The organism is Frankia sp. Mgl5 (assembly GCF_023242985.1).
Lineage (GTDB): Bacteria > Actinomycetota > Actinomycetes > Frankiales > Frankiaceae > Parafrankia > Parafrankia soli.
In genome coordinates this window covers 1-25,901 of record NZ_JALKFY010000012.1, presented here as the reverse complement: position 1 = coordinate 25,901, position 25,901 = coordinate 1, and the positions used below count along the sequence as shown (strand labels likewise).

Annotated in this window: 25 protein-coding genes; 1 reads left to right on the top strand and 24 read right to left on the bottom strand. The window is 72.9% G+C overall.

Features of this window, described 5'->3' with window-relative positions; all coding sequences use genetic code 11:
* Positions 1–5 precede the first annotated feature (5 nt).
* The 10 genes from ispG to rpsB all read right to left on the bottom strand — a co-directional run bounded on the left by ispG (position 6) and on the right by rpsB (position 11,328).
* Positions 6–1,160: a flavodoxin-dependent (E)-4-hydroxy-3-methylbut-2-enyl-diphosphate synthase gene (gene ispG / locus MXD62_RS08040; protein ID WP_248828776.1), complete on the bottom strand. Its 1,155-nt coding sequence runs from the start codon at positions 1,158–1,160 to the stop codon at positions 6–8.
* A gap of 199 nt (positions 1,161–1,359) precedes the next feature.
* Complete coding sequence (locus MXD62_RS08035) at positions 1,360–2,541, bottom strand: site-2 protease family protein (protein ID WP_248828775.1); 1,182 nt, start codon at positions 2,539–2,541, stop codon at positions 1,360–1,362.
* Positions 2,541–3,836, bottom strand: coding sequence for a 1-deoxy-D-xylulose-5-phosphate reductoisomerase (gene dxr, locus MXD62_RS08030; RefSeq protein WP_248828774.1), 1,296 nt, complete (start codon positions 3,834–3,836; stop codon positions 2,541–2,543). The genes MXD62_RS08035 and dxr overlap by 1 nt, the downstream gene beginning before the upstream one ends.
* Before the next feature lie 198 nt (positions 3,837–4,034).
* The gene (locus MXD62_RS08025; protein WP_248828773.1) at positions 4,035–5,447 is read right to left on the bottom strand and encodes a PHB depolymerase family esterase; all 1,413 of its coding nucleotides are present in this window, start codon (positions 5,445–5,447) and stop codon (positions 4,035–4,037) included.
* A gap of 2 nt (positions 5,448–5,449) precedes the next feature.
* On the bottom strand, positions 5,450–6,607 hold the full coding sequence (gene rlmN, locus MXD62_RS08020; protein WP_248828772.1) for a 23S rRNA (adenine(2503)-C(2))-methyltransferase RlmN: 1,158 nt from the start codon (positions 6,605–6,607) through the stop codon (positions 5,450–5,452).
* 51 nt (positions 6,608–6,658) lie between these two features.
* Positions 6,659–7,702 carry a phosphatidate cytidylyltransferase gene (locus tag MXD62_RS08015; RefSeq protein WP_248828771.1) on the bottom strand — a complete coding sequence of 348 codons (1,044 nt, stop codon included), beginning with the start codon at positions 7,700–7,702 and terminating at the stop codon, positions 6,659–6,661.
* 177 nt (positions 7,703–7,879) lie between these two features.
* The gene (gene frr / locus MXD62_RS08010; RefSeq protein ID WP_020458794.1) at positions 7,880–8,437 is read right to left on the bottom strand and encodes a ribosome recycling factor; all 558 of its coding nucleotides are present in this window, start codon (positions 8,435–8,437) and stop codon (positions 7,880–7,882) included.
* Positions 8,434–9,231 (bottom strand): UMP kinase, encoded by a 798-nt coding sequence (gene pyrH, locus MXD62_RS08005; RefSeq protein ID WP_020458793.1) that lies wholly within the window; start codon positions 9,229–9,231, stop codon positions 8,434–8,436. Before pyrH ends, frr begins: the two co-directional genes overlap by 4 nt.
* Before the next feature lie 307 nt (positions 9,232–9,538).
* Positions 9,539–10,153: a translation elongation factor Ts gene (locus MXD62_RS08000; RefSeq protein WP_041253727.1), complete on the bottom strand. Its 615-nt coding sequence runs from the start codon at positions 10,151–10,153 to the stop codon at positions 9,539–9,541.
* A gap of 245 nt (positions 10,154–10,398) precedes the next feature.
* Complete coding sequence (rpsB, locus tag MXD62_RS07995) at positions 10,399–11,328, bottom strand: 30S ribosomal protein S2 (protein WP_248828770.1); 930 nt, start codon at positions 11,326–11,328, stop codon at positions 10,399–10,401.
* Between the two features lie 1,062 nt (positions 11,329–12,390).
* Here rpsB and MXD62_RS07990 point away from each other — a divergent pair.
* The gene (locus tag MXD62_RS07990) at positions 12,391–13,188 is read left to right on the top strand and encodes a M23 family metallopeptidase (protein WP_248828769.1); all 798 of its coding nucleotides are present in this window, start codon (positions 12,391–12,393) and stop codon (positions 13,186–13,188) included.
* A 132-nt stretch (positions 13,189–13,320) separates the two neighbouring features.
* On the opposite strand, the gene MXD62_RS07985 is transcribed toward MXD62_RS07990, so the two are convergent.
* From MXD62_RS07985 to ffh, 14 genes are all read right to left on the bottom strand, one after another.
* The gene (locus MXD62_RS07985; RefSeq protein WP_248828768.1) at positions 13,321–14,361 is read right to left on the bottom strand and encodes a tyrosine recombinase XerC; all 1,041 of its coding nucleotides are present in this window, start codon (positions 14,359–14,361) and stop codon (positions 13,321–13,323) included.
* A gap of 32 nt (positions 14,362–14,393) precedes the next feature.
* Positions 14,394–15,620, bottom strand: a complete 1,227-nt coding sequence (dprA, locus tag MXD62_RS07980; RefSeq protein ID WP_248828767.1) for a DNA-processing protein DprA — start codon at positions 15,618–15,620, stop codon at positions 14,394–14,396.
* The gene (locus MXD62_RS07975) at positions 15,617–17,191 is read right to left on the bottom strand and encodes a YifB family Mg chelatase-like AAA ATPase (protein WP_248828766.1); all 1,575 of its coding nucleotides are present in this window, start codon (positions 17,189–17,191) and stop codon (positions 15,617–15,619) included. Before MXD62_RS07975 ends, dprA begins: the two co-directional genes overlap by 4 nt.
* Positions 17,191–17,547 (bottom strand): YraN family protein, encoded by a 357-nt coding sequence (locus tag MXD62_RS07970; protein WP_248828765.1) that lies wholly within the window; start codon positions 17,545–17,547, stop codon positions 17,191–17,193. The genes MXD62_RS07975 and MXD62_RS07970 overlap by 1 nt, the downstream gene beginning before the upstream one ends.
* 197 nt (positions 17,548–17,744) lie before the next feature.
* Positions 17,745–18,041: a DUF2469 domain-containing protein gene (locus MXD62_RS07965; protein ID WP_011606858.1), complete on the bottom strand. Its 297-nt coding sequence runs from the start codon at positions 18,039–18,041 to the stop codon at positions 17,745–17,747.
* Positions 18,038–18,760 carry a ribonuclease HII gene (locus tag MXD62_RS07960; protein WP_248828790.1) on the bottom strand — a complete coding sequence of 241 codons (723 nt, stop codon included), beginning with the start codon at positions 18,758–18,760 and terminating at the stop codon, positions 18,038–18,040. Before MXD62_RS07960 ends, MXD62_RS07965 begins: the two co-directional genes overlap by 4 nt.
* A gap of 5 nt (positions 18,761–18,765) precedes the next feature.
* Entirely contained in the window at positions 18,766–20,079 is a 1,314-nt protein-coding gene (lepB, locus tag MXD62_RS07955; RefSeq protein ID WP_248828764.1) for a signal peptidase I, read from the bottom strand.
* A gap of 192 nt (positions 20,080–20,271) precedes the next feature.
* Positions 20,272–20,628, bottom strand: a complete 357-nt coding sequence (gene rplS, locus MXD62_RS07950; protein ID WP_020458783.1) for a 50S ribosomal protein L19 — start codon at positions 20,626–20,628, stop codon at positions 20,272–20,274.
* Positions 20,629–20,783: 155 nt separating this feature from the next.
* Positions 20,784–20,948 (bottom strand): hypothetical protein, encoded by a 165-nt coding sequence (locus tag MXD62_RS07945; RefSeq protein WP_248828763.1) that lies wholly within the window; start codon positions 20,946–20,948, stop codon positions 20,784–20,786.
* Positions 20,949–21,203: 255 nt separating this feature from the next.
* Positions 21,204–22,055, bottom strand: a complete 852-nt coding sequence (trmD, locus tag MXD62_RS07940) for a tRNA (guanosine(37)-N1)-methyltransferase TrmD (RefSeq protein WP_248828762.1) — start codon at positions 22,053–22,055, stop codon at positions 21,204–21,206.
* Between the two features lie 134 nt (positions 22,056–22,189).
* A complete protein-coding gene (rimM, locus tag MXD62_RS07935) occupies positions 22,190–22,909 on the bottom strand; it encodes a ribosome maturation factor RimM (RefSeq protein ID WP_248828761.1) in 720 nt (239 codons plus the stop codon).
* A gap of 57 nt (positions 22,910–22,966) precedes the next feature.
* Positions 22,967–23,200, bottom strand: a complete 234-nt coding sequence (locus tag MXD62_RS07930; RefSeq protein WP_006544182.1) for an RNA-binding protein — start codon at positions 23,198–23,200, stop codon at positions 22,967–22,969.
* On the bottom strand, positions 23,201–23,641 hold the full coding sequence (gene rpsP, locus MXD62_RS07925) for a 30S ribosomal protein S16 (RefSeq protein WP_026240110.1): 441 nt from the start codon (positions 23,639–23,641) through the stop codon (positions 23,201–23,203).
* A gap of 255 nt (positions 23,642–23,896) precedes the next feature.
* Positions 23,897–25,462: a signal recognition particle protein gene (gene ffh, locus MXD62_RS07920; RefSeq protein WP_020458779.1), complete on the bottom strand. Its 1,566-nt coding sequence runs from the start codon at positions 25,460–25,462 to the stop codon at positions 23,897–23,899.
* Between the last annotated feature and the right edge of the window lie 439 nt (positions 25,463–25,901).

Below are 25,901 nucleotides of genomic sequence, written 5' to 3'. Positions count from 1 at the left end.
AGGTACTAGGCCACGGACACCGACGGCGAGCCGGAGGCCGCGCCGCTGGCCTCCATCTCCTCGGCCAGCCGCATGGCCTCCTCGATGAGAGTTTCCACGATCTGCGCCTCAGGCACCGTCTTGATGACCTTTCCGCGCACGAAGATCTGCCCCTTGCCGTTGCCGGAGGCAACACCGAGGTCCGCCTCACGGGCCTCACCGGGGCCGTTGACGACACAGCCCATGACGGCCACCCGCAGCGGCACCTCCATGCCCTCCAGGCCGGCGCTGACCTCGTTGGCCAGGGTGTAGACGTCCACCTGGGCGCGGCCGCAGGACGGGCAGGAGACGATCTCCAGCTTGCGCTCGCGCAGCCCGAGCGACTCCAGGATCGCCGAGGCGACCTTGACCTCCTCGATCGGCGGCGCCGACAGCGAGACCCGGATCGTGTCGCCGATGCCCTCGGACAGCAGCGCGCCGAAGGCCACCGCGGACTTCACGGTGCCCTGGAACGCCGGGCCCGCCTCGGTGACACCGAGGTGCAGCGGGTAGTCACAGGCCTGGGCCAGCAGCCGGTAGGCCTGAATCATGATCACGGGGTCGTTGTGCTTCACCGAGATCTTGATGTCCCGGAAGTCGTGCTCCTCGAACAGCGAGGCCTCCCACAGCGCCGACTCGACCAGCGCCTCCGGAGTGGCCTTCCCGTACTTCTCCAGCAGGCGCTTGTCGAGCGACCCGGCGTTGACCCCGATCCGAATCGGGGTGCCGGCCGCCTTGGCGGCGCGGGCGATCTCGCCGACCTTGTCGTCGAACTGCTTGATGTTGCCCGGGTTCACCCGCACCGCGGCGCAGCCCGCGTCGATCGCGGCGAACACGTACTTCGGCTGGAAGTGGATGTCCGCGATCACCGGGATCGGCGACTTACGGGCGATCGCCGCGAGCGCGTCGGCGTCGTCCTGGCTGGGCACCGCCACCCGCACGATCTGACAGCCGGCGGCGGTGAGCTGGGCGATCTGCTGAAGGGTCGCGTTGACGTCCGAGGTCAGCGTGGTGCACATCGACTGGATGGAGACCGGGGCGTCACCTCCGACCGGGACGTTGCCCACGTGGATCTGCCGGCTGAGCCGCCGCGTTCCGACCGGACGAGGCGGAGCGGCGGGCATGCCCAGAGTTACGGTCACGATGTCCTCACTGGCGTGTCGGATGCTTGATCGTCAGATGGCGACCCGGCCAGGCCCGTCACGGACGGGATCGTCCGGGTCAGTCGGTGTCGTGCGGGGCGGCGCACTCACGACGGCCAGACGCGACGCCCGCACCGGAGCTACCGGCGACCGGGACGTCCGCAGACCACCACCGCGCGCCACCGCGGGTACACGGCAGCTACTGATTGATGCGGATGGGGTTGACGATGTCGGCGGACAGAATGATCAGACTGAACCCGACGAGAACGACGACCGTGGCGTACGTGGCTGGTAACAGCTTGGCGAAGTCCACCGGCTGCACCGGGCCTCGGTAGCCACGCAGCCGACGCAGGCCGTGTCGGGCCTGCTCGAAGCCGAGCACCGCGATGTGCCCGCCGTCGAGCGGGAGCAGCGGCAGCAGGTTGAAGATCCCGATGGCGAGGTTGATCGCGGCGACGAGGATCAGGAAACCGCGGATCCGGTCGGTCCAGCCGTCGTCCGCGGCGGCCACCTCACCGCCGAGGCGGGCCGCGCCGACCACACTGATGAAACCGCTCTCGTCGCGGTTGTCACCGAAGATGCGGCCAATGTCGTCGATCCGTTCGGTGAACGTCTCGTACATCCCGGTGAACCCGGAGCCGATGACCTTGAAGGTCTCGGGAACCGCCGAGAGCGGGCCGTAGTCGACGGTCTCCCGGCCTGGTTTCACTCCCAGGGCGCCGACCGGGTCCTTGCCCGCGAGGCCGGTCTCGCGGTCACGCAGCACCTCGACGAGGTCCGGCCGCAGCGTGACGTCCGCGCCGTCGCGGGACACCACGAGCACCGCCGGGCCCGGCCCGTGATCGCGCACGAGCCGGGTGAACTTCTCCCAGGTGGTGACGGCCACGCCGTCGAAGCTGACCACCCGGTCGCCGACCTGCAGCCCGGCTGCCGCCGCCGGCCCCGGGCCGGTGCAGGCGGACGTCGTCGCCACGCAGCTCGTGTGCCCGATCTTCGTCTGGCTCGTCTGGGTGGTGCCGATGGTGACCAGCACCCCGTAGATGAGCACGATCGCGATGACGAAGTGCACGAACGACCCCGCCGACATCACCACCAGCCGGGCGTGCGCCCGCGCCTTGTAGAAGGCACGGGGCTCGTCCGCCGGGTCGATCTCCTCGAGGGAGGTCATCCCCTCGATCTTGACGAACCCGCCGGCGGGGATGGCCTTGATGCCGTACTCGGTCTCCCCGCGCTGCTTCGACCACAGGGTGGGGCCGAAGCCGACGAAGAAACGGGACGCCTTCATCCCGAAGTAGCGGGCGGTGACGAAGTGCCCCGCCTCGTGCAGGACGACGGAGACGAACAGGGCGAGGACGAAGGCGACGATGCCCAGAGTTGCCATCAACCATGTCCTCCGGCCGCCACGGGATGCCCGCCGGCCCGCTCGATCAGGCGGTTCGCGGCGGCGCGGGCCTCACGCTCGACGGCGAACACCTCGTCCAGCGTCGGACGGGCGATCACCTCGTGTGCCTGCACCACCTCGGCCACCAGGTCGACGATACGGACGAAGGGCAGCTGCCCGGCGAGGAAGGCCGCGACGGCCTCCTCGTTCGCCGCGTTGAACACGGCCGGCGCGGTCCCGCCGAGGCGGCCCGCCGTCCGGGCGAGGTCCACCGCGGGGAACGCGACGGTGTCCAGGGGCTCGAAGGTCAGCGACTGGGCGCGCGTCCAGTCCATCGGCGGCTGGGCCAGCGGCACCCGGTCCGGCCAGCCCAGGGCCAGCGCGATCGGGAGCCGCATGTCCGGCGGCGACACCTGGGCGATGGTCGACCCGTCGTTGAACTCGACCATCGAGTGGACCAGCGACTGCGGGTGGACGACGACCTCGATGTCGTCATACGGCACACCGAAGAACAGGTGGGCCTCGATCAGCTCGAGGCCCTTGTTCATCAGCGTCGCCGAGTTGATCGTGACCAGCGGCCCCATCGCCCAGGTCGGATGGGCCAGCGCCTGCTCCCGGGTGACCCCGGCCAGGTCGTCCCTGCTCCGGCCACGGAAGGGCCCGCCGCTGGCGGTCAGCACCAGCTTGTGGACTTCCTCACGCCGACCCCCACGCAGGCACTGCGCGAGCGCCGAGTGCTCGGAATCCACCGGGACGAGCCGGTCCGGGTTGCCGCCGAGCGCGTCGAGCACCAGCGGGCCGCCCGCGACCAGCGACTCCTTGTTCGCCAGCGCGACCGTCGCGCCGGCCTTGAGGGCCGCCAGCGTCGGCGCGAGCCCGACCGAGCCGGACACCCCGTTGAGGACGATGTCCGCCGGCCAGGACGCGATCTCGCTGGCCGCATCGGGCCCGGCGAGGATCTTCGGGACGGCGAACTCGCCACGGCGGTAGCCGCGCTTGGACGCCTCCGCGAAGAACGCGAGCTGAAGGTCCTGCGCCGACGAGGCCGCGGCCACACCGACCGCCTCGACCCCCAGGTCGAGCGCCTGCGCCGCGAGCAGGTCGACCCGCGACCCGCCTCCCATCAGCGCCACCACCCGGAACCTGTCCGGATTGCGGCGTACGACATCTATCGCCTGAGTCCCGATCGAGCCGGTGGACCCGAGCAGAACAACCTCACGCTGGACCGAAGCCTCCGCCACGCTGCCTATTCTCGCAGGCCCTTCGACGCTTCGACCGAGGCCTGTTCGGTTCATGACAGGTGAGGCCCGAAGGTGCGCAATGGGTGTAGCCGCGCCTACGACTGGTCAACACCCGGAGCATCCGGGCGTGACCTGCCCGCCCCTGTCCGTACCCCCCGGCGGCGGATGTCTCACCGGGCGTGACCAGCGTCTTCGTTCTCCTGCCCGCCGCCCGCGGACACCTCACCGGGCGCGACGTGCCCGTCTGTGCCCCTACCCGGCGCCCGCGGGCGCCTCACCGGTCGGCGTCGCGCTCGCGGACGGGCCGGGCGGCGCCGACGGCGCCGGGGCGGGATCGTCGCTCGCCCCGGTCGGCGTGGGCTCGGGCTGGTCCCCGGGCGCCGCCGAGGCGGGCGGGGTGGTCGCGGGTGCCCCCGCCGGCGGCTGGGTCGGCGCGGTGGCGCCGCCCGTGGCCGCGCCGCCCGTCGCGGGCGCGCCGCCTCCCGAGCCGCCGCCGGTCACCGTCCGGCCGTCGGCCGGGTGGCCGCTGAAGAAGGCCAGCGCCACCACGGTCGCGCTCAGGTTCGTCACCGTGCCACCCAGCTCGGGCCGTGGTGCCGCGCCCGGCCAGGTGTGCCCGCCGCCCTGCATCGCCAGGGCGGCGACGTCCTTGCCGGCCGGGCAGGTCGTCCAGGTCGTCCGCGCGACGTGGGTGAAGTCCTGCGCCGTCGAGTGCTCGCCGCCGCAGCCGAGGGCGCGCGCGTACCTGTCGGTGCGGGCCTCCACCGGTTGGGCGACGAGCCCGTCGTAGGGGGCGGTGCGGGCCTGGCCCCCGCCGTTGAACGGCGCGATCCGATCGTCGGTGCCGTGCAGCTCGAGCAGGCTGGCCCGTGGCGCGGCGCAGGCGTCCGGCAAGCGGCTCGACGCGACCGTGACCGCCGCCGCGAAACGCTCGGGCAGCGCGCAGGCCAGCGCGAGGACCATGTCGGCGCCGTCGGAGAAGCCGCTGGCGAACACCCGCTTCGGGTCCAGGCACATCCGGCCGGTCAGGTCGTTGAGCAGCGCGCCGACGAAGAGAACGTCATCCGGGCCCACCTTGGCCGAGCGGGTGAAGTTCCACCGGTTCGACGCCCCGACCGGGGTGACGACGGCGTAGCCGGCCCGGGTGCCGCTGTCCGCCATCTGGGTGTACTGCTCGAGCTCCTGTGCGGGCTGCCCGTAACCGTGCAGGTTCAGCACCAGCGGCAGTGCGGTACCCGCCCCGCCGCCCTGCGGGACGGCCAGCAGGAACTGCCGGTCGACGTCGCCGACGTGGATGGTCTCGGTGGTGACGCCCGCCGGCAGGCTGCTGCCGGTCTCGCAGCCGCTGCGCGGTGGCGGCGGGACGGTCGGTGCCGCCACGGCGGCGGGCCCGCTGGAGGCACCGCCCGCTCCGCCCAGCGCGGAGGCGACCGGGGACGAGGAACCGGTCGCCTCCCCGGGATCCTGCGACATCGCGTACCAGACCAGGAGCAGGAGCACCCCCGCCGCCGCGGTGAGCGGCAGCCACAGCGTGTTCGCCGGACGCGACCCGTGCCGCAGCGCGCTCGACCGGGCCAGCCCCTGCCGGGCGACCCCCGACCGCGCGGAGCCGGCCCCGGCCCGGCCGTGGCTACGCCGACGACCGGCGGAGTTCCCGGTGGCCACGACTACCGACCCGCCCTCGAGCGCGCGGGGGGCTCCGCGGCGAGTTGCCCGCAGGCCGCGGCGATCTCCCGGCCCCGGGTGTCCCGGACGGTGGCCGCCACCCCGCGGGCCCGCAGGCGCTCCACGAAGACACGCTGGCCGCGCGGGGCGCTCGCCTGCCAGGACGAGCCGCCCGTCGGGTTGAGCGGGATGAGGTTCACGTGCGCGAGCTGGCCGACCAGCAGGGCGGCCAGCGCGTCCGCGCGCTCGGGCGAGTCGTTGACGCCGTCGATCAGGGCGTACTCGATGCTCACGCGCCGCCCCGTCACCCGGGCGTACTCCCACGCGGCGGCGAGCACCTCGGCCACCGGCCATCGGGTGTTGATCGGGACGAGCTTGTCGCGCAGCTCGTCATCCGGGGCGTGCAGGGACACGGCGAGGGTCACCGGCAGCCCCTCACCGGCGAGGCGACGGATCGCCGGGACCAGGCCCACCGTGCTGACCGTGAGCCCGCGGGCGGAGAGGCCCAGCCCGTCGGGCGCCGGGTCGATGAGGCGGTGCAGGGCGGCGAGGAGGGCAGCGTAGTTCGCCAGCGGCTCCCCCATGCCCATGAACACCACGTTCGACAGCCTGCCGGGACCACCGGGCAGGCCACCCTCGGCCGTCGTCCGGGCCGCCATCGTTCGAGCCGCGTCCACCACCTGTTCGACGATCTCGGCGGTCGAGAGGTTGCGGGTCAGCCCGCCCTGGCCCGTCGCGCAGAACGGGCATCCCATGCCGCAGCCCGCCTGGCTCGAGACACAGACCGTCGCCCGCTGCGGGTAGCGCATCAGCACCGACTCGATCTTGGCGCCGTCGACGGTACGCCAGACGGTCTTGCGGGTCTGGCCACCGTCGCAGTCGAGGGCGGTGGCCGGCGTGAGCAGCCTCGGCAGCATCGCCTCGACGAGCGCGGGGCGGATCGAGGCGGGCAGGTCCGTCATCAGGTCTGCGTCGTCGGCACGCAGGTGGTGGGTGAAGTAGTGGCGGGCCAGCTGGTCGGCGCGGAACGCCGGCAGGCCCAGTGACGTGGCCACGGCCCGCCGCTCGTCCCGGGAGAGGTCCGCGAGGTGGCGCGGCGGCCTGGACCGCCCTGACACCAGTGGCAGGAGGTTTCCGGATTCGGCGGTCGTGGCTGTCATGGCCAGTCCAGTCTGCCAGGAGCCCCGGGCACGCGACGAATCGGTGATCGGTCAGCCGAGAAACGCGGTGATGAGCAGCCAGGCAACAGGCGCGGTACACAGCAGCGAGTCCAGCCGGTCCATGAGGCCGCCGTGGCCGGGCAGCAGGTTGCCCATGTCCTTGATGCCGATGTCCCGCTTGAGCAGCGACTCACCGAGGTCGCCCACGGTCGCCGTGCAGGCGACGGCGGCGCCGAGCAGCGCGCCCTGCCAGATCTCGGCGCCCAGCGGCCACGCCATCAGCACGCTGGCGACGACGACGCAGCCCACCACCGATCCCGCGAACCCCTCCCAGGACTTCCCGGGCGACACGCTGGGCGCGAGCTTGTGCCGCCCGCCCGACAGCACACCCGCGGTGTAGCCGCCGATGTCGCTGGCCACGACGGTTCCGAGGAACGCGATGGTGCGCCAGTGGCCGTCCGGGGCGGAGGTGAGCAGCGTGGCGAACCCAGCCGGAAAGCCGACGTACGCGGAGGTGAACGCGCAGGCCGCGGCGTCCCGCAGCCGCGACTGACGCCCGCCGCCGGCCGGGTCGCGCACCGCGCGGACGGCGACGGCGACCAGGGTCGTGCCCGCGAGCGCGAGCACGAGCCCGTTGGTACCGGACGTGTAGGCGGCCACGGGCATCGCGATCGCCCCGGCGGCCAGCGGGACGAGCGGCACGCTCATCCCCGCGACATGCAGGGCACGGACCACCTCGTAGGTGCCGACCGCCACGGCGGCGCTGACCACCGCGACCCAGATCGGGTACAGCGTGAACAGCGGGACGAGGATGACCGCGCCCAGCACGACCCCGACGGCGATCGCCGCGGGCAGGTCGCGCCCGGCCCGGATCACCCGCCGGCCGTTCCGCGGGGCCCGGCCGCCGCGCGGCGGCTCCGGGACTGTCTCCGGGGCCGCGGCCTCGTCCGGCGTCGCCGCTGTGCCCGAGGCGGAGTTGGCCGGTGCCGGACCGGCCGGAACGGGGTCGGCCGGGGCCAGGTCGACCGGGCGGGGGTGCACCGGCACGTCGCCGGCGCTCCCCCGCCCGTCGGGGGTGTCCGCGCGGTCAGTCACGGAGGCGTCCTCGGGAGGAACCCCCAGGGCCGAGACGCTCACGGCGCCGCGAGGTCCGCCGTCCACCGGCCGCCCGCCAGCTTGCCGACGGGACGGAGACGGGGACGGGAACCCGGACGCAGGGGCCGGGACAGCGGATGGGCACGGCGTCGCACGCGGACGGGCGCTGGTCGAGGGTCAGACCGACAACAGGTCCGACTCCTTGATACGAAGCAGTTCGTCGACCTGGCTGACGTAACGGTGGGTGGCCTCATCGAGGTCCTTCTCCCCACGGCGTCCCTCGTCCTCGCCGGCCTCGCCGTCGCGGACGATCCGGTCGATCGCGTCCTTCGCGTGCCGGCGGATGTTGCGGATGCTGACCCGGGCCTCCTCGGCCTTGGTGCGGGCCACCTTCACCAGGTCACGACGGCGCTGCTCGGACAGCTCCGGGAAGACGCACCGAATGATCGTCCCGTCGTTGCTCGGGTTGACCCCGAGGTCGGAGTCACGGACGGCCTTCTCCACCGCGCCGAGCGACGACTTGTCGTACGGGGTGATGATGACCATGCGCGGCTCGGGGATGTGGAACGAGGCGAGCTGCTGCACCGGCGTGGGAGCGCCGTAGTAGTCCACCAGGACCTTCCCGAAAACCGCTGGCGTGATCCGCCCCGTGCGGATGTTGGCGAAGTCGTCCTTGGCGACCGAGACGGCCTTGTCCATCTTCTCCTCGGCCTCGAGGAGCGTGTCGTCGATCACCGCGTACCTTCCGTTCCGTACGTCTCGACTCCGACCAGCGTGCCGATCTTCTCACCCCGGACGGCGCGGGAGATGTTCCCCTCGGTCAGGAGGTCGAAAACGACAATGGGCAGGTCGTTGTCCATGCACAGGCTGATCGCGGTCGCGTCCATGACCTTCAGGCCGCGCGCGAGGACCTCGCTGTAGGTGAGGCTGTCGAACCGGACGGCGCCGGCGTTCGTCGCCGGATCGGAGTCGTAGACCCCGTCGACCTTCGTCGCCTTGAGTACCGCCTGCGCCTTGATCTCCAGTGCCCGCTGGGCGGCGGTGGTGTCCGTCGAGAAGAACGGTGCCCCGAGGCCGGCGCCGAAGATGACCACGCGGCCCTTCTCCAGGTGCCGGATCGCGCGCAGGGGGAGGTAGGGCTCGGCGACCTGGCCCATGGCGATCGCCGTCTGCACGCGGGTGACGATCCCCTCGCGCTCCAGGACGTCCTGCAGGGCCAGGCAGTTGATGACCGTGCCCAGCATGCCCATGTAGTCGGCGCGGGCGCGGTCCATGCCCCGCTCGGCGAGCGCCTGGCCGCGGAACATGTTGCCGGCCCCCACGACTATGGCGACCTCGATGCCCGAGCGGCTCACCTGGGCGATCTGGCGCGCGATCGTCGCCAGCGTCACCGGGTCGATCCCGAGCGGCTCACCACCGGCGAAGGCCTCGCCGGAGAGTTTCAACAGGAGGCGGGTCCACCGCGGCCCGGGCTCGGTGCGGGCGGCGGGATCCACCCCTCCAACGGCACTGTCGGCGTCATCGGTCACGGGCGGCTCCTTCGCCGGCGGCCGGGATCAGCGGCCAAGGATGTTCATGCTGACAGCAGTCTGCCGCACGACTCCGGCACGGCTGCCCGTGGCCCCGCGTGGCGCGTCGACCAGCGCGAACCGTGGCGGGCTCAACCGCCGCGGTCACCCGCCGGCGAGCACGGACGTCGCTCGCGCCCACAGCCCGGACGTCGCTCGCGCCCACGCGCCGCACCCGGGCCGCACGGACTCCGGCCGGACGCCCGCGGAGGTCCTCCCCCACCGGGTGCCCGGCCGTGTCACGTCGCCCGACGCGGTGCGCTCGCGCTCAGGCCTGCTTGATGTTGAACCGGGCGAACCGGCCCACTTCGATCTTCTCACCCAGCGCGGACCCGGCCTGCTCCAGCAGCGCGCGGATCGTGAGCTTGCCGTCCTTGACCCAGGGCTGGTCCAGCAGGACGACGCTCTTGACGTAGCCGTTGACCCGACCCTCGACGATCTTCGGGATGGCCTTGTCGTTCTTGCCCTCTTCGCGGGCGGCCGCCTCGTAGATCTTCCGCTCCTGCTCGAGTACCTCGTTCGGGATCTGCTCGGCGGTCACGTACAGCGGGTCCGCCGCGGCGATGTGCTGGGCGAGGTCCCGCGCGAGCTGCTTGAAGTCGTCGGTCTTGGCGACGAAGTCAGTCTCGCAACGCAGCTCGATGAGCACGCCGAGCGTCGGCGGGAGCTGCGGGTCGGTGCGGTGCAGGTACGACTCGACCAGCCCGTTCGCCGTGCTGCGGCCCGCGCGCTTGGCGACCTGCGCGAGGCCCTTCTCGCGCAGCCAGGACTTGGCCTTCTCGAAGTCACCGTCGTGGTCGACGAGCGCCTTCTTGACGTCGCTCATCCCCGCGCCGGTCAGTTCCCGGAGCTTGCGGATGTCGGCGGCTGTGATGTCTGCCATGGTGCTCTTCTCGTCAGTTCCGATTGCTGGCGATGGTGGGCGTTCTGTCTCGGCGCCGAAACACACGCGACGCCGCCGCGCAGAGGCGCCCCCGGGGCCGCTCGTCGCCCGCCCGCGGCGGTCGACGTCCGTCCTCCCAGGGGTCGCCCGCCCCGACAGTCGCACGGACGGCCCTACCGGGGCTGGAACGGGTTCTCCGGGGGCGTGATCACGCCCCCGGAGAACCCGCATGAGACCAGGATGTGTCAGACGGCGGTGCCGACCGCGTCCGGCTGGGGCTGCTCCTCGGTGGCCGTCTCGACAGCCGCGACCGCCTCGGTCGGCTCGGTCGGCTCGGCGGCCTCGGCCGCCACCGGGGCGGCGGGGGCGGCGGGGGCGGCAGGCGCCTCGGCCGCGGCGTCCCCACGCAGCAGGGCCTGCTCCCACTCTGCGAGCGGCTCCTCGCCGGTGGACTGCTCCGGCTTGGCCTCGGCGTTGCTCGACGCGCCGGCCCGCGACATCAGACCCTCGGCCACCGCGTCGGCGACGACACGGGTCAGCAGCGCCGCGCTGCGGATGGCGTCGTCGTTGCCCGGGATCGGGTAGTCGACCTCGTCGGGGTCGCAGTTGGTGTCGAGGATCGCCACGACCGGGATGCCCAGCTTGCGGGCCTCACCGACGGCGATGTGCTCCTTCTTCGTGTCCACGACCCACACCGCGCTCGGCACGCGGGCCATGTCACGGATACCGCCGAGGGTGCGCTCGAGCTTCGCCTTCTCCCGGGTCAGGACGAGCTGCTCCTTCTTGGTCCGCACCTCCGTGCCGCCGGTCAGCTCGATCTCCTCGAGCTCCTTGAGCCGCTGGAGCCGCTTGTAGACCGTGGAGAAGTTGGTCAGCATCCCGCCGAGCCAACGCTCCTTGACGAAGGGCATGCCGACCCGCTGGGCCTGCTCCTCGATCGCCTCCTGTGCCTGCTTCTTCGTCCCGATGAAGAGGACGGTGCCGCCGTGGGCGACCGTCTCCTTGACGAAGTCGTAGGCGCGGTCGATGTACGACAGCGTCTGCTGGAGGTCGATGATGTAGATGCCATTGCGCTCGGTGAAGATGTAGCGCTTCATCTTCGGGTTCCAGCGCTTGGTCTGGTGCCCGAAGTGCACGCCGCTCTCGAGGAGCTGCTTCATGGTGACGACGGCCATGATCCGTCGCTCCCTTCCCGCCCGGCCCGCCGGCCGGGACGCCTCGGTTGTGACGGCCCCGGCGGAAAACCGGAGCCCCTGACGCCCGGATGGCCGTGGCCGCCGCGAGGCGACGGACCGAGGAGGCCCTCCCGGTCAGTGCCAGGAGTGGGCGTGCGAACTGAGCCCGCGAGCGGTGGGAGATCGACCGAACGACCGCCACCCGACCGCCACCGGAGACGTACCTGGCGCCGACGACGCTGTAGAAAACCGTGAAACACCACAGCGCCGAGAACACCTCAGCATCAGGGACACCACGGCGGGACCGCGACACGGCGCAACCGCGCCGCAGGACCACCGCGACGTCCAGGAAGCCGGGAACGCACCGACCAACGGACTCCGTGTCGATGATACCCGGCCGCCGTGGCCACTCCCCACTCCCCGAACCAGCGACGCCGACCCCCGCCCGGCCCAGCTCAGCGTGGGGCACGGCCCGGATATGCCACGCGGCACTGAGCCGGCCCAGGCCCGGGCCGAGGCGGGTGGGGTGGGTGGGGTGGGCATGGGCCGGAGCGGTCCGGGGCGGAGCGGTCCGGGGCGGCGGGACAAGGTGTGGGCGGGACGCCCGTGGCTGTGCGGCCCATCGATCACAGGCCGGCCGCAGCTCGCCCGCGGAAGACCGGACCGGCCACTCGGCCCGCATGGTGGAGCCCACTCTCGGCGGCCGGCGATACCCGACCATAAGCACCAAGAGACACCCGAAGACACCGTCTTCCCTCTTTCATTTTCGGTTATCCACATTTGCCGTTGGGTAGCTGCATTTGCCGCCGCATGCACGCATCCTGGTGTTGCTGGCAAACCGAGCCCCCGCGAGCCAGCAAGGCGGCGGCCGGGCCCACCCCCGACCGGGCCCGGCCGCCGCCCCCACACCGTCCACGGAGCCTCGCTCCCCCACCCCGCCCGCGGCGACGACGCCGGCCGACGCCGATCGCAGCCCGGCCGATCACTGTCGGCCGTCAGCGGTCGCTCATGGCCGCGGTGTCAGCCGCCGCGGTCGACTGCCGAATCCGGAGGCGAACCGCCGTGCCCCACCCGCCGCGTTTCGACCCGCACTGGCTCGTGATCCCCGCTCTCGCGCTGATGATCGCCCTGGGCTGCCCCGGGCGGGTACCGATCCGCGGGTCGTTCGGCGCGGGCGCACCGGACGTGCTGACCGCTCCGGCAACCCCGGCACCGCCCGTGACGGCCGCGATCCCTGCCGCACCGACGAGCCCGGACGCCACGACCTCAAGGTCACCGGCGGACACACCCGCGACGACGGTGGCGATCCCCCGAACAGCCGCCTCCGAGCCCACCGCAGCTCCGGCGGTCACCGACTCCCCAGGCGAGCTCACGGCCGCGGCGCCGGCTGAACCGACGCCCGGCGCCCCAACCTCGTCCCCGGCGCCGGCCCCCGTGCCGGACGGCGACCAGAGGTGGCGTTGGCCGCTGCCGGAGCCGGTCACGGTGGCCGGGATCTTCCGCGCTCCCGCGCATCCCTACGGCCCGGGCCACCGTGGGGTGGATCTTCGTTCCGATCCCGGTGTCGGTGTCCGGGCAGCGCGGCCGGGTGTCGTCGGGTTCGCCGGATGGGTCGGCGACAGGTGGGTCGTGACGGTGGTCCACGGCGCGCTGCGTACCACCTACGAGCCGGTACGCCCCCTCGTCCACGAAGGCCAGCCGGTTGGCAGTGGCGATCAGCTCGGGCTTCTCGAGGCCGGCCACCCGGGCTGCCCGGGTGCCGCCTGCCTGCACTGGGGCGTGCTGCGCGGCTCCGAGTACCTCGATCCCCTCTCCTTCTTCCACCGGGTCCCGCCACGGCTGCTACCGCTGGATGGCTGATGCCCCTGAACCGCTGATGCCCCTGGACCACTGACAGCAGGCCGGCCGGCCCGGCGCTCGGGGACGCCACCGAACGGGAGCACTCCGTCATGCGGCTCGGTCCGCTACGGGGATCGGTCGGTGGCGCGGACGTCAGGCCCGCGGATGGGCCTGGTCGAAGGCGGCGCGCAGCCGCTCCGGGGTGACATGGGTGTAGATCTGCGTGGTCGACAGGCTGGCGTGGCCCAGCAGTTCCTGCACGGAGCGCAGGTCCGCGCCGCCTTCGACCATGTGGGTGGCCGCGCCGTGGCGCAGGCCGTGCGGCGTCAGACCGGTGGGAACCCCCGCGGCGGCGCCGCGCGCCTGGACGAGCCGGCGCACGGAACGCGGGTCGAGCCGGCCGCCACGGGCACCGAGCAGCAGCGCCGTCTCGACGCGCGTCGCGAGGTAGGGCCGGCCCCTGGTGAGCCAGACGTCGAGCGCGCCCGCCGCGGGCACGCTGAACGGCACACTGCGCTGGCGGCCGCCCTTGCCGTGCACGCGCAGGAGGCGCCGCTCGTGGTCGACGTCACCGATGTCGAGCCGGCACAGCTCGGAGACCCGCACCGCGCTGCCGTAGAGGATCTCCAGGACCAGATCGTCACGCAGGTTCAGCGCGACGTCGCGCGGCTCCTGCGCACGATCGCCCCGAGGCCGTGTCTCCAGCAGCCGGTCCGCCTGTGCCGCGGTGAGTACTTGAGGGATCCGCCGCGGCGCCCGGGTGGTCGCCAGCCGCGCCCCGACGTCATCGGGGAGGAATCCCCGCCGCGCGGCGAAGGCGGAGAACACCCTGGCGAGGGACGCACGGCGGGCGATGGTGGCCGGTGCCGCTCCGGCGGAACGCATGGCGGCCAGCCACCCGCGGAGCACGGCGAGATCCAGGTCCAGGAGATCCGTACAGCCGGCCGCGGCGGCGTGCGCACGTAGGCCCGCGAGATCGGCGCGATAGGCCCGGACGGTTTCCGGCGAACGATCCCGTTCGGCGACCAGATGGCGCACGAAAGCCTCGACGGCACCCGCCCAGCCGTCGCCGCCACTGCCTCTATCACCATCACCGTCACCAGGACCTGCGCCAGCGCGGCCGCCGTTGCCGCCACCAGCGCTGTCACCACGGCCACCGCGGGCCGTGGCCGCGGGATCGCCACCCGTCCCCATTGCGCGACCTTGGCCGCCGGAATGGCGAGGCGTCAAGGCGGCGTGGAGCCGGACGCCGCCGGCGGCGCGCCCTCGGGCGAGGTCGGCTGGCCTCGGGGCGGGGACGAGGAGGAGCGGCCGAGCGCGGTCAGCCGGTACCCGGAGTGGGTCGCCTCCACCAGCCCCTCGACCGCGAGCGGTCCCAGCAGGGCGAGGATCGCCCCAGGCTGCCTGCCGACGCGGCGGGCCAGCTCGGCGACGCCGATCGTGGAGCGGGCCGGCATCACGTCGAGCAGTTCCAGTACGAGATCCGCGAGACCGTCGCGCGCCCGCGCCGGGCCGGTCGAGCGGGGCTCCAGCTCGCCGATCGGGCCGATCTCCTCGCAGATGTCACCGGCGCTGGTGACCAGCACCGCCTCCTCGCGATGGTCCCGCAGGAGGCGATGACAGCCGGCGCTCATCGCGCTCGTCACCGGCCCGGGCACCACCATCACCGTGCGGCCGAGCCGCCGGGCATGACGGACGGTGTTCAGTGCGCCGCTGCGGAGCCCGGCCTCAACGAGCACCGTCCCCGCGCACAGCGCGGCGATGACCCGGTTTCGGGTGAGGAACCGCCGCCGGTAGGGCGGGCTGCCCGGTGGGGTCTCGCTGAGAACCAGGCCGGAGGCGGCGATCTCGTCGAGCAGGTCGGCGTGCGCGGCAGGGTAGGGCACGTCCACACCCCCGGCGAGGACCGCGATTGTCGGCCCCGCGGCAGCGAGGGCGCCGCGGTGTGCGGCGGCGTCGATTCCGAACGCCGCGCCGGAGACCACCGTCCAGCCGCGCCCGGCGAGCCCGTACCCGAGCTCCTCCGCCTGGTGGACGCCGTACGCCGTGGCCGCGCGGCAGCCGACGACGGCCACGGCCCGCTGGCTGAGGTGATCGAGCCGGCCCGCCCCCCGAGCCCACAGCACGAGAGGGGCGCCGACCTCCCGGCCGCCGCCACGGGCCTCGTCGAGGGCGTCGACGCAGGAGGGCCATTCCGGGTCACCTGGGCAGATGGGACGCGCGCCGACCTGCGCGGCGGTCTCGACGTCCTGGCGCGGGTCGACACCGGGGTGCTGCGGCCTCAGGCGCTCCCACAGCGCGATATCTCCGAGCCCGTGCAGCTGTTCGGGAAGCGAGGAGAGATCCGGGCCGGCGATGCGACTCAGCCCGATCCGCGCAAGGCGCCGTGGCTCGTCGCCGCCGGGCGCAGGAGCACCAATCGGGGACGGCACCTCGCCCGCCCCGGCGCTCACGCTGATCCCCCGGGAAGGCGTAGGTCCAGGGCGAGCCCGATCTCGTCGGGGCCCGGCCGGTCCTCGCCCTTGAGGTCCGCCACCGTCCAGGCGACGCGCAGCACCCGATCCAGCCCACGCGCGGTGAGCAGGCCCCGCTCGAAGGCACGGTCGGCGAGCCGGGTCGCAGCCGGCCGCAGCGGCCACTGGCGGCGCAGTGACGGGCCGGGCACCTCGGCGTTACGCCGCCACGGCGTGCCGGCGAGCCGGCGCCGCATCGCGGCCCGGGCCGAAGCGACGCGCTCGGCGACGACGCTCGAGGAGGTGCCAAGCCCCCGATCGGCCCGCAGCTCGGCACGGCTCGGCGCGGTCAACGCCACCTGGATGTCGATCCGGTCGAGTAGCGGCCCCGACAGCCTCGCCAGGTAGCGCCGGCGCACCGTGCTCGGGCAGTCGCAGGTGTTGTCCCGGGGGCCGCGGGCCCGCGAGCAGGGGCACGGGTTCGCGGCCAGCACGAGCAGGAAGCGGGCGGGGAACCGGGTGGTGGCCCGGGCCCGCGCCACCTCGATGACACCGCTCTCGAGCGGCTGGCGCAGCACGTCCAGGCTGGTTCGGCCGAACTCCGGTGCCTCGTCGAGGAACAGGACGCCGTGGTGCGCCTGGCTGGCCAGCCCCGGGCGGATCACCGCGGAGCCGGAGCCGACAAGCGCCGCCGGCGTGGCGGAGTGATGCGGGCTACGGAAGGGAGGCCGCGTGACCAGCGGGCGGCCGACGGGAAGAACGCCCGCCACCGAGTGCACGGCGGTGACCTCCAGCGCGGCGACGGTGTCCAGCGGCGGGAGCAGCCCGGGCAGCCGCTCGGCCAGCATGGTCTTGCCCGAGCCGGGCGGGCCCTGCATGAACAGGTGGTGTCCGCCCGCGGCGGCCACCTCCACGGCCAGGCGCCCCCGGCTCTGGCCGGCGACGTCCGCGAGATCAGGCCCGCTCGGCTCCCGCTCCGGCGGCGGCGGCGCCGATGCGGGCTCCGACACCCGTGCCGGTGCCAATGCCGCGGGGAACCGTGCCAGGCCGAGCCGTGGGCGGCCGCGCAGCAGGCCGAGCACGCTGGCGAGGTCGGGCATGGGTTCGACGACCGCGCCCGGGACCAACGACGCCTCGCCCGCGTTGGGTTCGGGCACGACGATGTTCGCCAGGCCGGCCTCGACCGCAGCGAGAACGGCTGGCAGCACCCCGCGCACCGGCCGAAGCCGGCCGTCGAGCGCGAGCTCACCGATCAGGACCCTGCTACCGAGGGCGGCTGCGGGGACCACACCGGCGGCGCCCAGGATCGCGGCGGCCATGGCCAGATCGAAGCCGCTGCCGGACTTGGGCAGGGTCGCCGGGAACAGGCCGACCGTGATCCGGTGGTCCGGCCAGCGCTCACGCGAGTTGACGACAGCGGCCCGCACCCGGTCCCGGGCCTCGTGGAGTGCCGCGTCCGGAAGGCCGATGAGCGTCAGCCCGGGCAGGCCGCGGGCCAGGTCGGCCTCCACCTCGACGAGATGGCCCTCGATACCGACGACCGCGACGGCCAGCGACCGCGCAAGCGCCATCAGAAGGCACCCCGCCGGTGCTCCACCCGGACGGACCCCTGCCGCTCCCGGTAGACCGACAGCACGTCGAAACGGATGATCGCCGGTGGATGCGGGTGCTCGGCCAGCCACCGCACGGCCAGCCGCCGGATTCTCGCCGCCTTGCGGCCGACCACGGCGTCCGGGCCGCTACCGTAGTCCACGCCGCTGCGCGTCTTCACCTCGCAGAAGACGAGCGTGTCGCCGTGGCGGGCGACGATGTCGATCTCGCCGTCCCGGCAGCGCCAGTTCCGGGCAAGGATCTCCGCACCGTCGGCGCTCAGGTGGCGCGCGGCGACGTCCTCACCGAACTTGCCGAGCCGCTGACTGACCCGCATCCGAGGCTCCGTCCCACCGGGGGTCGGTCGCCCGCCGGTGAGATCAGGTTCCGCGTGCGCGAGCCGCCGGTGGCCGCTGAAGGGAGACCTGTGGACGAGGTTTTCTCGTCCACAGGGTCACCCGGAGCGGTCCGCGCGACGGGCACCACGGGGCACCACCGTCCGCGACGGCACGCGAACCGGTGGCGCGCCGTCGCTCAGAGCTCGGCCTTGGTGAGCTCCTCGACGTTGATGTCCTTGAAGGTGACGACTCGCACGTTCTTCACGAATCGGGCGGGACGGAACATGTCCCACACCCAGGCGTCCCGCAGGGTCAGCTCGAAGAAGACCTCGCCGTCCGTACTGTTCCGGACCTCGATCTGATAATCGTTCGCGAGATAGAAACGACGCTCCGTCTCGATCACGTACGAGAACAACCCGACCACGTCGCGGTACTCGCGGTAGAGCTGGAGCTCCATCTCGGTCTCGTACTTTTCGAGATCCTCCGCGCTCATGCGGTCTCCGTGACGCCACGCAGGCTGGTCATAGCAACCCTGTCCTCCAGCCGCAACGATCGTGTTTCCCCTGCCGGCGCCGCCAGCGCGGCGACGTTGACATATGACAGTCGGTGCTGCTCGCACGGCCCGTACCGCGTCATCGCGGCGGTGTGCGCCGCTGTGACGTAGCCCTTGTGCTGCGCGAAATCGTACTCGGGATACCGCTTGTGCAAACTACGCATGATCCGGTCCCTGGTCACCTTGGCCACGACCGACGCCGCGGCGATGCACCCGACCATCAGGTCGCCTTTGATCACCGCCAGCGACTCGGCCCCAAGACCCGCGACCGCGAACCCGTCGGTGAGCACATACCTCGGCCGGACGTCGAGCGCCGCCACCGCCCGCCGCATCCCCATGATGTTGGCGACGTGCACGCCGTTCCGATCGATCTCGGCGGCGGGGATGACGATGCTCGACACCGCCGCCGCCGCTGCCAGGACGTCCGCGTGGACCTCCTCGCGGACCCGCTCGGTGAGGAGCTTCGAGTCGGCCAGCCGCCTGAGCAGCCCCAGACGACGCTGGTCCAGGACGACGGCGGCCACCACCATCGGCCCGGCGCAGGCTCCCCGGCCGGCCTCGTCCACACCCGCGACCGGCCCGAGCCCGCGACGGACGAGCGCCCGTTCGTAGCCGAAGAGGCCGGCGTCGGAGCGGATCGCCGTGCCACGCACGTCCATCGCGATCAGGGTGAACCGCCCATGCCGCGCCGTCTCGCCCACCGCCCGCGCGGGCCGCAGCGCCGCTCCCCGCTCGCCCGCGTCGACCAGCCGATGGACCGCCCGCCGGTCGACCGCCGCCCGCCCGAGCGCCGCCGCCGGCTCGCCGGAACAGCGAGGGCGAGCGCGCCGACCGGGGCGATCAGCAGATCCGCGGATCCGGTGCTTCCGGGCACGCCGACCGCACCCGGCGGCGAACTCGGTGCCGTCTCGTCGGATGTCGGAGCGGGCGTCCGAGCAGGCGCGGCGGAGGCCGATGGGATGCCGGAGAACGTGCCGGGCACCGTGAGCAGGCCGAACCGGCCGAGCGGCCACACCCGCACGAACGCCCGGCCGATCACCTTGTCCTGCGGGACCGGGCCGTTCTGGCGGGAATCCGACGAGCGAGAGCGGTGATCGCCCATCAGCCACAGGTCCCCGTCGGGGACCGTGAACGGCCCGAACGCCTGGAAGTCGTTCTCGTAGACGTACGGCTCGTCCAGCGCCTTGCCGTTCACCGTCACCCGCCCGGCGGCGTCGCAGCACGCGACGACGTCACCGCCTACGCCGATCACCCGCTTGATGAAGTCCTTCTCGCTCGGCGCGCCGAGGCCCAGCAGCTCCTGTGCGCCGCGGATGAACCTGCTCAGGCCGTTGGCCGGCGGGGCCACGATCGATTCCCGCTCGAAACCGGTGCCCTCGCCGTTGAACACGACGATCTCGCCCCGGTGCACGTCCCGGAAATGGTAGATGACCTTGTTCACCAGGACCCGGTCGTCGATGAGCAGCGTCCGCTCCATCGACTCGGACGGAATCCAGAACGCCTGGACGAACACGGTCTTGATCAGCAACGCCAGCAGGAACGCGACCAGCACCAGGATCGGCAGCTCGCGCAGGAAGGAGCCGCGCCCGCGGTCCCGCCCCGCCGGCGGGCGCGAGATCCGCCGGCCCGTCGCCGCGGGCTCACCGCCCCCGGCCACGCCCTCGTGCCCGGCCGTTCCGGTAGGCCCGTCCGGCCCGTCCGGCGGGTGCACGGCGTCGCCCGGCAGGCCGCCAGGCCCCGTCAGGTCACCGCGCTCGTCCCGGCCGCGGGTGTCCGAGTCCAGCCCGGAATCGGCCAGGCCGGAATCCGCAGCGCGCCGGGAGTCCGAGACGTCGGTGCCGGTGTCCCAGGGGAGAGCCGCGTCACCGCGCTGCCCGTGACCACCCGCCGCAGCGCCTGAGGCCGGGCCGCCGGACGGCGGACCGCCCTGCGCCTGACCACCGAACGGCTCGGGCGTGCCCCGGTCCGATCCACTCACTGCGCCACCTCGCGAGGTCGGCCGTCATTCGTCACGGGACGGGTCGACACCCGCCCATGGCCGTGGCCTGACCGGTTCGACCCACGACCTGACCATCCTGCTGCACCGCTCACGCGGCGAAGTGGTTTGGTGAGCGGCCAGTCGCCGGAAGTCCTGCGACGAGGTCACCGGGCTGCCGGCCCGCGCGCGGGATCAGCGGCCGACCGGCTCGCGCTTCTCCTTGATCTTCGCGGCCTTGCCGCGGAGCTGGCGGAGGTAGTAGAGCTTCGCCCGGCGGACGTCACCGCGCGTCACGACCTCGACCCGCGAGACGATCGGGCTGTGGAGGGGGAAGGTCCGCTCCACACCGACACCGAAGCTCACCTTGCGGACGGTGAACGTCTCGCGCACACCGCCCCCCTGGCGGCGGATCACGACGCCTTGGAAGACCTGGATGCGCTGGCGGTTACCTTCGACCACACGCACGTGGACCTTGAGCGTGTCTCCCGGCCAGAACTCCGGCACGTCGGTCCTGCGCGACTCGGCGTCGAGGCTGTCCAGGGTGTGCATGGCAGTCGCTTCCTCAGAGGTTGTCACAGTCAAATGCATGAACGCCGGAACGTGCCCAGCGGGCCGCGTCGACCGGCACGCCACTCGACGCGGGGCACCGCACCGACCCAGGGCCGGGCGAGCACACGCCGGGACGGCGGAAACCGGAACAGCGGCTACGCCGGGTCGGCGAACCGACCGGGGCGCCGGATCGGCGGACCGACAGCGCCGATCACGATATCGCGTGTCGCTACGACGCCGCTCACGACAACTCCGATCGCGGCAAGGCCGGTCACAGCTATGTCGATCATCAAAGCATCGGTCACGACCGCATCAGTCACGACAACGTCGGCCAGAGAACCAGCGGACACCGCATCCTACTGTGCCACACGATCGCGACGTCCGGTCGCCAGGCCCCTCCCCGGTACCACGCGCGGCGCGGCCGACCTGGCCACCACGGGCCGGCTCACGCCCCGCCCGTCCACACCTCGCGGCCAGGCTGGTCGGCGGCTCGACCGGGCCGCTCGACGTCGGCCGCCCGGCTCGGCGATGGCGGAGGACGGCGAAGAGGTCAGGCGACGGAGCACTCAGGAAGCTCAGGAACAGTGGCTCGACGCACAACCCGACGGAGCCGGCCCGTCACCGATCGTGCCTCTCTCGGCAACCGTCACCGCGTCCTCGACACCCGTTACAGGGGGCTCGTCCCCGCCGCCGTGGGCGGCCACGATGGTGCTCGCCACCACCGCGCGGTCGGCGTCCGACAGCTCGATCCGGTCGAGCAGCTCCGGGCGCCTTCGGCGGGTCCGGCGCAGCGCCTCCTCCCGTCGCCACCGGGCTATCGCCGCGTGGTCGCCGGAGCGGAGGATCTCGGGCACCGCGCGGCCCTCCCACACCGGGGGCCTGGTGTAGACCGGCCCCTCGAGCAGCCCGTGGGCGAAGGAGTCATCGATGATCGACTCCGCGTTGCCGACGACGCCGGGAAGCAGCCGCGTCACCGCCTCGACCATGACGAGTGTGGCGACCTCGCCGCCGGCGAGCACGTAGTCGCCGATCGAGATCTCGTCGTCGGCCCAGGCGTCCACCACCCGGCCGTCGATGCCCTCGTAGCGGCCGCAGCAGAAGATCAGCCAGTCCTGTTCCGCCAGCTCGGCGGCGTAGCTCTGGGTGAACGGAACACCGGCCGGGGTGGGCACCACGACTCGGGGACGACGCGACGGATCACGGGCCACGATGTCGCGCAGCGCCGCGTCCCACGGCTCCGGGCGCATGACCATGCCCGGCCCCCCGCCATACGGGGAATCATCGACGGTGCGGTGGACGTCGTGCGTCCACGCGCGCAGGTCGTGGGTCTGGATGTCGACGAGGTCCCGGGACGCGGCACGGCCCACCAGGGCCAGCTCCAACGGGCGCAGATAGTCCGGGAAGATCGTCACGACGTCGATGCGCATCCGCTGCCTTCGTCAGAGGGAGGTGTGCCGCACCCGGTGGGCGGCGCCTCGAAACGGGGCGGTGGCGGAGCGGGGGCGGTGGCGAGATGAGGCGGTGACGGAGCCGGGCGCGCCGGCCGGGCGGGAGCGCCGAATCAGTCGAGGTCGAGCAGGCCGGGAGGCGGGTCCACCACGATGTGCCCCGCCGCCGGGTCGACGGTGGGCACGATCTCCCGGACGAACGGCACCAGGTACTCCCCGCCCTCGGGACGGCCGATCGCGAGGATCTCCCCGCCCGGGGAATGGATGACGTCGACGACCTCACCGAGGACGTCCCCGGCGGGCGTGCGCGCGCGCAGGCCGACCAGGTCGCGATCCCACCACAGCTCGCCGTCGTCGTCCTCGTCATCGGGGTCGACCGCCGGGCCGCACTCGTCGGAGTCGATGGTGAGGAAGCTGCCCCGCAGCGCTTCGGCGGTGTCACGGTCCGTGACCCCGTCGAAGCGGACCAGCAGACGGCCGGAATGCCACCGGGACGCCACAACGGACAGCACTGTCGCGCCCGGCGGCCCGGCGGCCCGGGCGGCGCCGGAACCGCCCGCCGAGCCAGGACCAGCCGCCGTGCCGACGACATCAGCCGCACCTGCAGCGTCCGCCGCACCCGCTGCGCTCACGGCATCAGCTGTACCTGCGGCATCAGCCGGACCGGCGGCGACCGCGGCCGACCGCGAGGCCGGCCCATCGGCCACCTGGCGAACCAGGCGGGCCCCCGGCGCGAAACGGCGCTCCGGCAGGTCGGTGCGGACGTCGACGGTCACGTCGCCACGGATGCCGTGCGGACGGCCGACCCGCCCGACGACGACAGGCTCACCCATGGGACGCGGCCGCGTGCCCATGGAGACGATGGGCACGGAGACGATGAGCGCACACGGCTACCGGTCCACGTCGACGACGTCGATCCGCAGACCGCGACCGCCCACACCGCCCATCACGGTGCGCAACGCCCGAGCCGTCCGGCCGCGCCGGCCGATGACCTTGCCGAGGTCGTCGGGATGCACCCGGACCTCCAGCGTCCGGCCGCGCCGGTTGCTCGACAGATCCACCCGGACATCGTCGGGATAGTCGACGATGCCTCGGACGAGGTGCTCGAGGGCCGCTTCGAGCACTTACTGCCCCGCGGCGGACTCGGCGGGCGCCGACTCGGCACCGTCGGCCGCGGCCGACTTCTTCGCCTTCTTCGGAGTGGTGGCGGGCTTGTCGTCCGCCGCGGCCGCGGCGCGGGCCGCCTCCGCGAAGATCTCCCGCTTGTCGGGCTTGGGAGCCGCGACCTTCATCGGCGGGGGAGCGGGCAGGCCCTTGAACTTCTGCCAGTCGCCGGTCACCTTGAGGATCGCGAGCACGGGCTCGGTCGGCTGGGCGCCGACGGAGAGCCAGTGACCGACGCGGTCCGGGTCGACCTTGATGATGCTCGGGTCGGACTTCGGGTGGTACTGCCCGATGGCCTCGATGACCCGGCCGTCCCGCTTGGTGCGGGCGTCGGCGACGACGATGCGGTAGTGCGGCTCGCGCATCTTGCCGAGGCGCTGAAGTTTGATCTTTGTTGCCACGGTGGTCGTACGGCTCCAGACATATCGATGACCACCGGAACACACGGACTAGCCGTGACGCCCCGATGGCGGGAGAACACCGCCGACGACCAGCCACCACGGAGGTCCCTGAGGGAACTCACCTGAGAGCGGCCACGCCGACGCCGGCAGGCAGGGCCTGTATGACCTTACAGTCTGCCAGATCACCTGCCGACGCAACGCCCGGGGCGCCCGGGTCTTCGCCAGGGCCCCGCCGGGCGGGTGGGTTCGCGCGGGTCAGCGGCCTGGGCGGGGACGCCGCGGCGGGGTGTCGCCGCCCCCGAAGCCACCCTGCTGGATGAGCGAGGACAGGTCAGGCATGCCCTGCAGGCCGTCGCCCCCAAGGCCGAGCGCCGGCGGGCCGTCCTGGGGCGCGTTGCGGCGGTCCTGCGCCTGCGCGGCGCGCGCCGCCGGGTTTCCGCTGCGCCGCGCGCCCTTGCCCTTCTTGGCGGCCTTGCGGGCCTGGGCCGCCTTCGCGCGTGCCATTCCCGCCGGCAGGCCGGCGCCGCCGGCCATCTGCCGCATCATCTTGCGCGCCTCACCGAAGCGGTCCAGCAGTTGGTTGACCTCGGTGACGGTCACGCCGGACCCGCGCGCCACCCGGGCCTTGCGGGAGGCCTGGAGGATCTTCGGGTCCCGCCGCTCGGCCGGCGTCATGGACCGGATGATGGCGACGACCCGGTCGAGGTCGCGGTCGTCAACCTGGGCGAGCTGGTCCTTGATCTGCCCCATTCCGGGCAGCATCCCGAGCAGGTTGCCGATCGGGCCCATCTTGCGAACGGTGAGCATCTGCTCGAGAAAGTCCTCGAGCGTGAACTCCGAGTTGGCCATCTTGACGGCCATCGCCTCGGCCTGCTCGACCTCGAACGCCTTCTCGGCCTGCTCGATGAGCGTCAGGACATCGCCCATGCCGAGGATGCGCGAGGCCATCCGCTCGGGGTGGAAGACGTCGAAGTCGTCGAGCGTCTCGCCGGTGGAGGCGAACATGATCGGCGCCCCGGTCACCCGGGCCACCGACAGCGCGGCACCACCGCGCGCGTCACCGTCAAGCTTGGTCAGCACGACGCCGGTGAAGCCGACCCCGTCGGCGAAGGCCTGGGCCGTGGAGACGGCGTCCTGGCCGATCATCGCGTCGAGGACGAAGAGGATCTCGTCCGGCGAGACGGCGTCACGGATGTCGGCGGCCTGGCGCATCAGCTCCTCGTCGACACCGAGGCGGCCGGCCGTGTCGACGACCACCACGTCGAAGACGTGGCGACGGGCGTGGGCGAGCGCGTCGCGGGCGACCCGCACCGGGTCACCGACCCCGTTGCCGGGCTCCGGGGCGAAGACCTCGACCCCGGCCCGCTGGCCGACGACCTGGAGCTGGTTCACCGCGTTCGGGCGCTGCAGGTCGGCGGCGACGAGCAGCGGCGTGTGCCCCTGGGCTCGCAGCCAGCGGCCGAGCTTGCCGGCGAGGGTCGTCTTGCCGGTTCCCTGCAGGCCGGCGAGCAGGATCACGGTCGGCGGCGTCTTGGCGAAGCGCAACGTGGTCGTGCCGCCGCCGAGAATGGCGACAAGCTCCTCGTTGACGATCTTGATGACCTGCTGCGCCGGGTTGAGCGAGGTGCTCACCTCGGCCCCGCGGGCCCGCTCGCGGATGGCGGCGACGAAACCGCGGACGACCGGCAGCGCGACGTCGGCCTCCAGCAGCGCCACCCTGATCTCACGGGCGGTGGCGTCGATGTCGGCGTCGGTCAACCGCCCCCTGCCACGCAGCGACGTGAAGACCTTGTCGAGGCGGCTGGAAAGGGTGTCGAACACGCGCACACACTCCGAGATCGCAGACGGACCGCAGGCACCAGCGTACGCACCCCGCGCCGATCCGGAACCGGGACCCGTGACGACGTGAGGCCCGCCGTGGACGGGACGCCCGGCCCGGCGAGGCGTGCCCGCACGGATCCCGGCACGACGCCGGCCGGCTCCGCCCTCTGCGCTGAGGAGGGCGAGACACCTCGCCGGAGGCTCACATGCCCGACCGATCAAGACCCGGTCGCGGCCTGGGGCGCGGCTGTCCGCGGATCCCGACGAATCCGCACAGGCGGAAAGACTAGATCAACCCAGGTCCGAGCGGAAGTGGCTCGAGCGGCCGGAGCTGTGGTCCTCCGGTGCCCCCTCACGGCGAGCAGGCGAGCCGCGGGGGGGGGGCGCGGCGGGGGGGGCCCGCGCCCCGGCCCCCGCGCCGGGGCGCGCGCGCGGCGCC

Coding starts and splice junctions, on each gene's coding strand:
- MXD62_RS07960 (WP_248828790.1), bottom strand. CDS start 18,760: ATGGACGTGCGTGGCACGGCGATCCGCTCCGACGCCGGCCTCTTCGGC.
- MXD62_RS07975 (WP_248828766.1), bottom strand. CDS start 17,191: ATGGCGCTTGCGCGGTCGCTGGCCGTCGCGGTCGTCGGTATCGAGGGC.
- MXD62_RS07985 (WP_248828768.1), bottom strand. CDS start 14,361: ATGGGGACGGGTGGCGATCCCGCGGCCACGGCCCGCGGTGGCCGTGGT.
- rplS (WP_020458783.1), bottom strand. CDS start 20,628: ATGCACACCCTGGACAGCCTCGACGCCGAGTCGCGCAGGACCGACGTG.
- MXD62_RS07970 (WP_248828765.1), bottom strand. CDS start 17,547: ATGCGGGTCAGTCAGCGGCTCGGCAAGTTCGGTGAGGACGTCGCCGCG.
- MXD62_RS07965 (WP_011606858.1), bottom strand. CDS start 18,041: ATGAGCGCGGAGGATCTCGAAAAGTACGAGACCGAGATGGAGCTCCAG.
- trmD (WP_248828762.1), bottom strand. CDS start 22,055: ATGCGCATCGACGTCGTGACGATCTTCCCGGACTATCTGCGCCCGTTG.
- rpsB (WP_248828770.1), bottom strand. CDS start 11,328: ATGGCCGTCGTCACCATGAAGCAGCTCCTCGAGAGCGGCGTGCACTTC.
- rimM (WP_248828761.1), bottom strand. CDS start 22,909: ATGGGTGAGCCTGTCGTCGTCGGGCGGGTCGGCCGTCCGCACGGCATC.
- MXD62_RS08000 (WP_041253727.1), bottom strand. CDS start 10,153: ATGGCAGACATCACAGCCGCCGACATCCGCAAGCTCCGGGAACTGACC.
- dxr (WP_248828774.1), bottom strand. CDS start 3,836: ATGAACCGAACAGGCCTCGGTCGAAGCGTCGAAGGGCCTGCGAGAATA.
- MXD62_RS08035 (WP_248828775.1), bottom strand. CDS start 2,541: ATGGCAACTCTGGGCATCGTCGCCTTCGTCCTCGCCCTGTTCGTCTCC.
- rlmN (WP_248828772.1), bottom strand. CDS start 6,607: ATGACAGCCACGACCGCCGAATCCGGAAACCTCCTGCCACTGGTGTCA.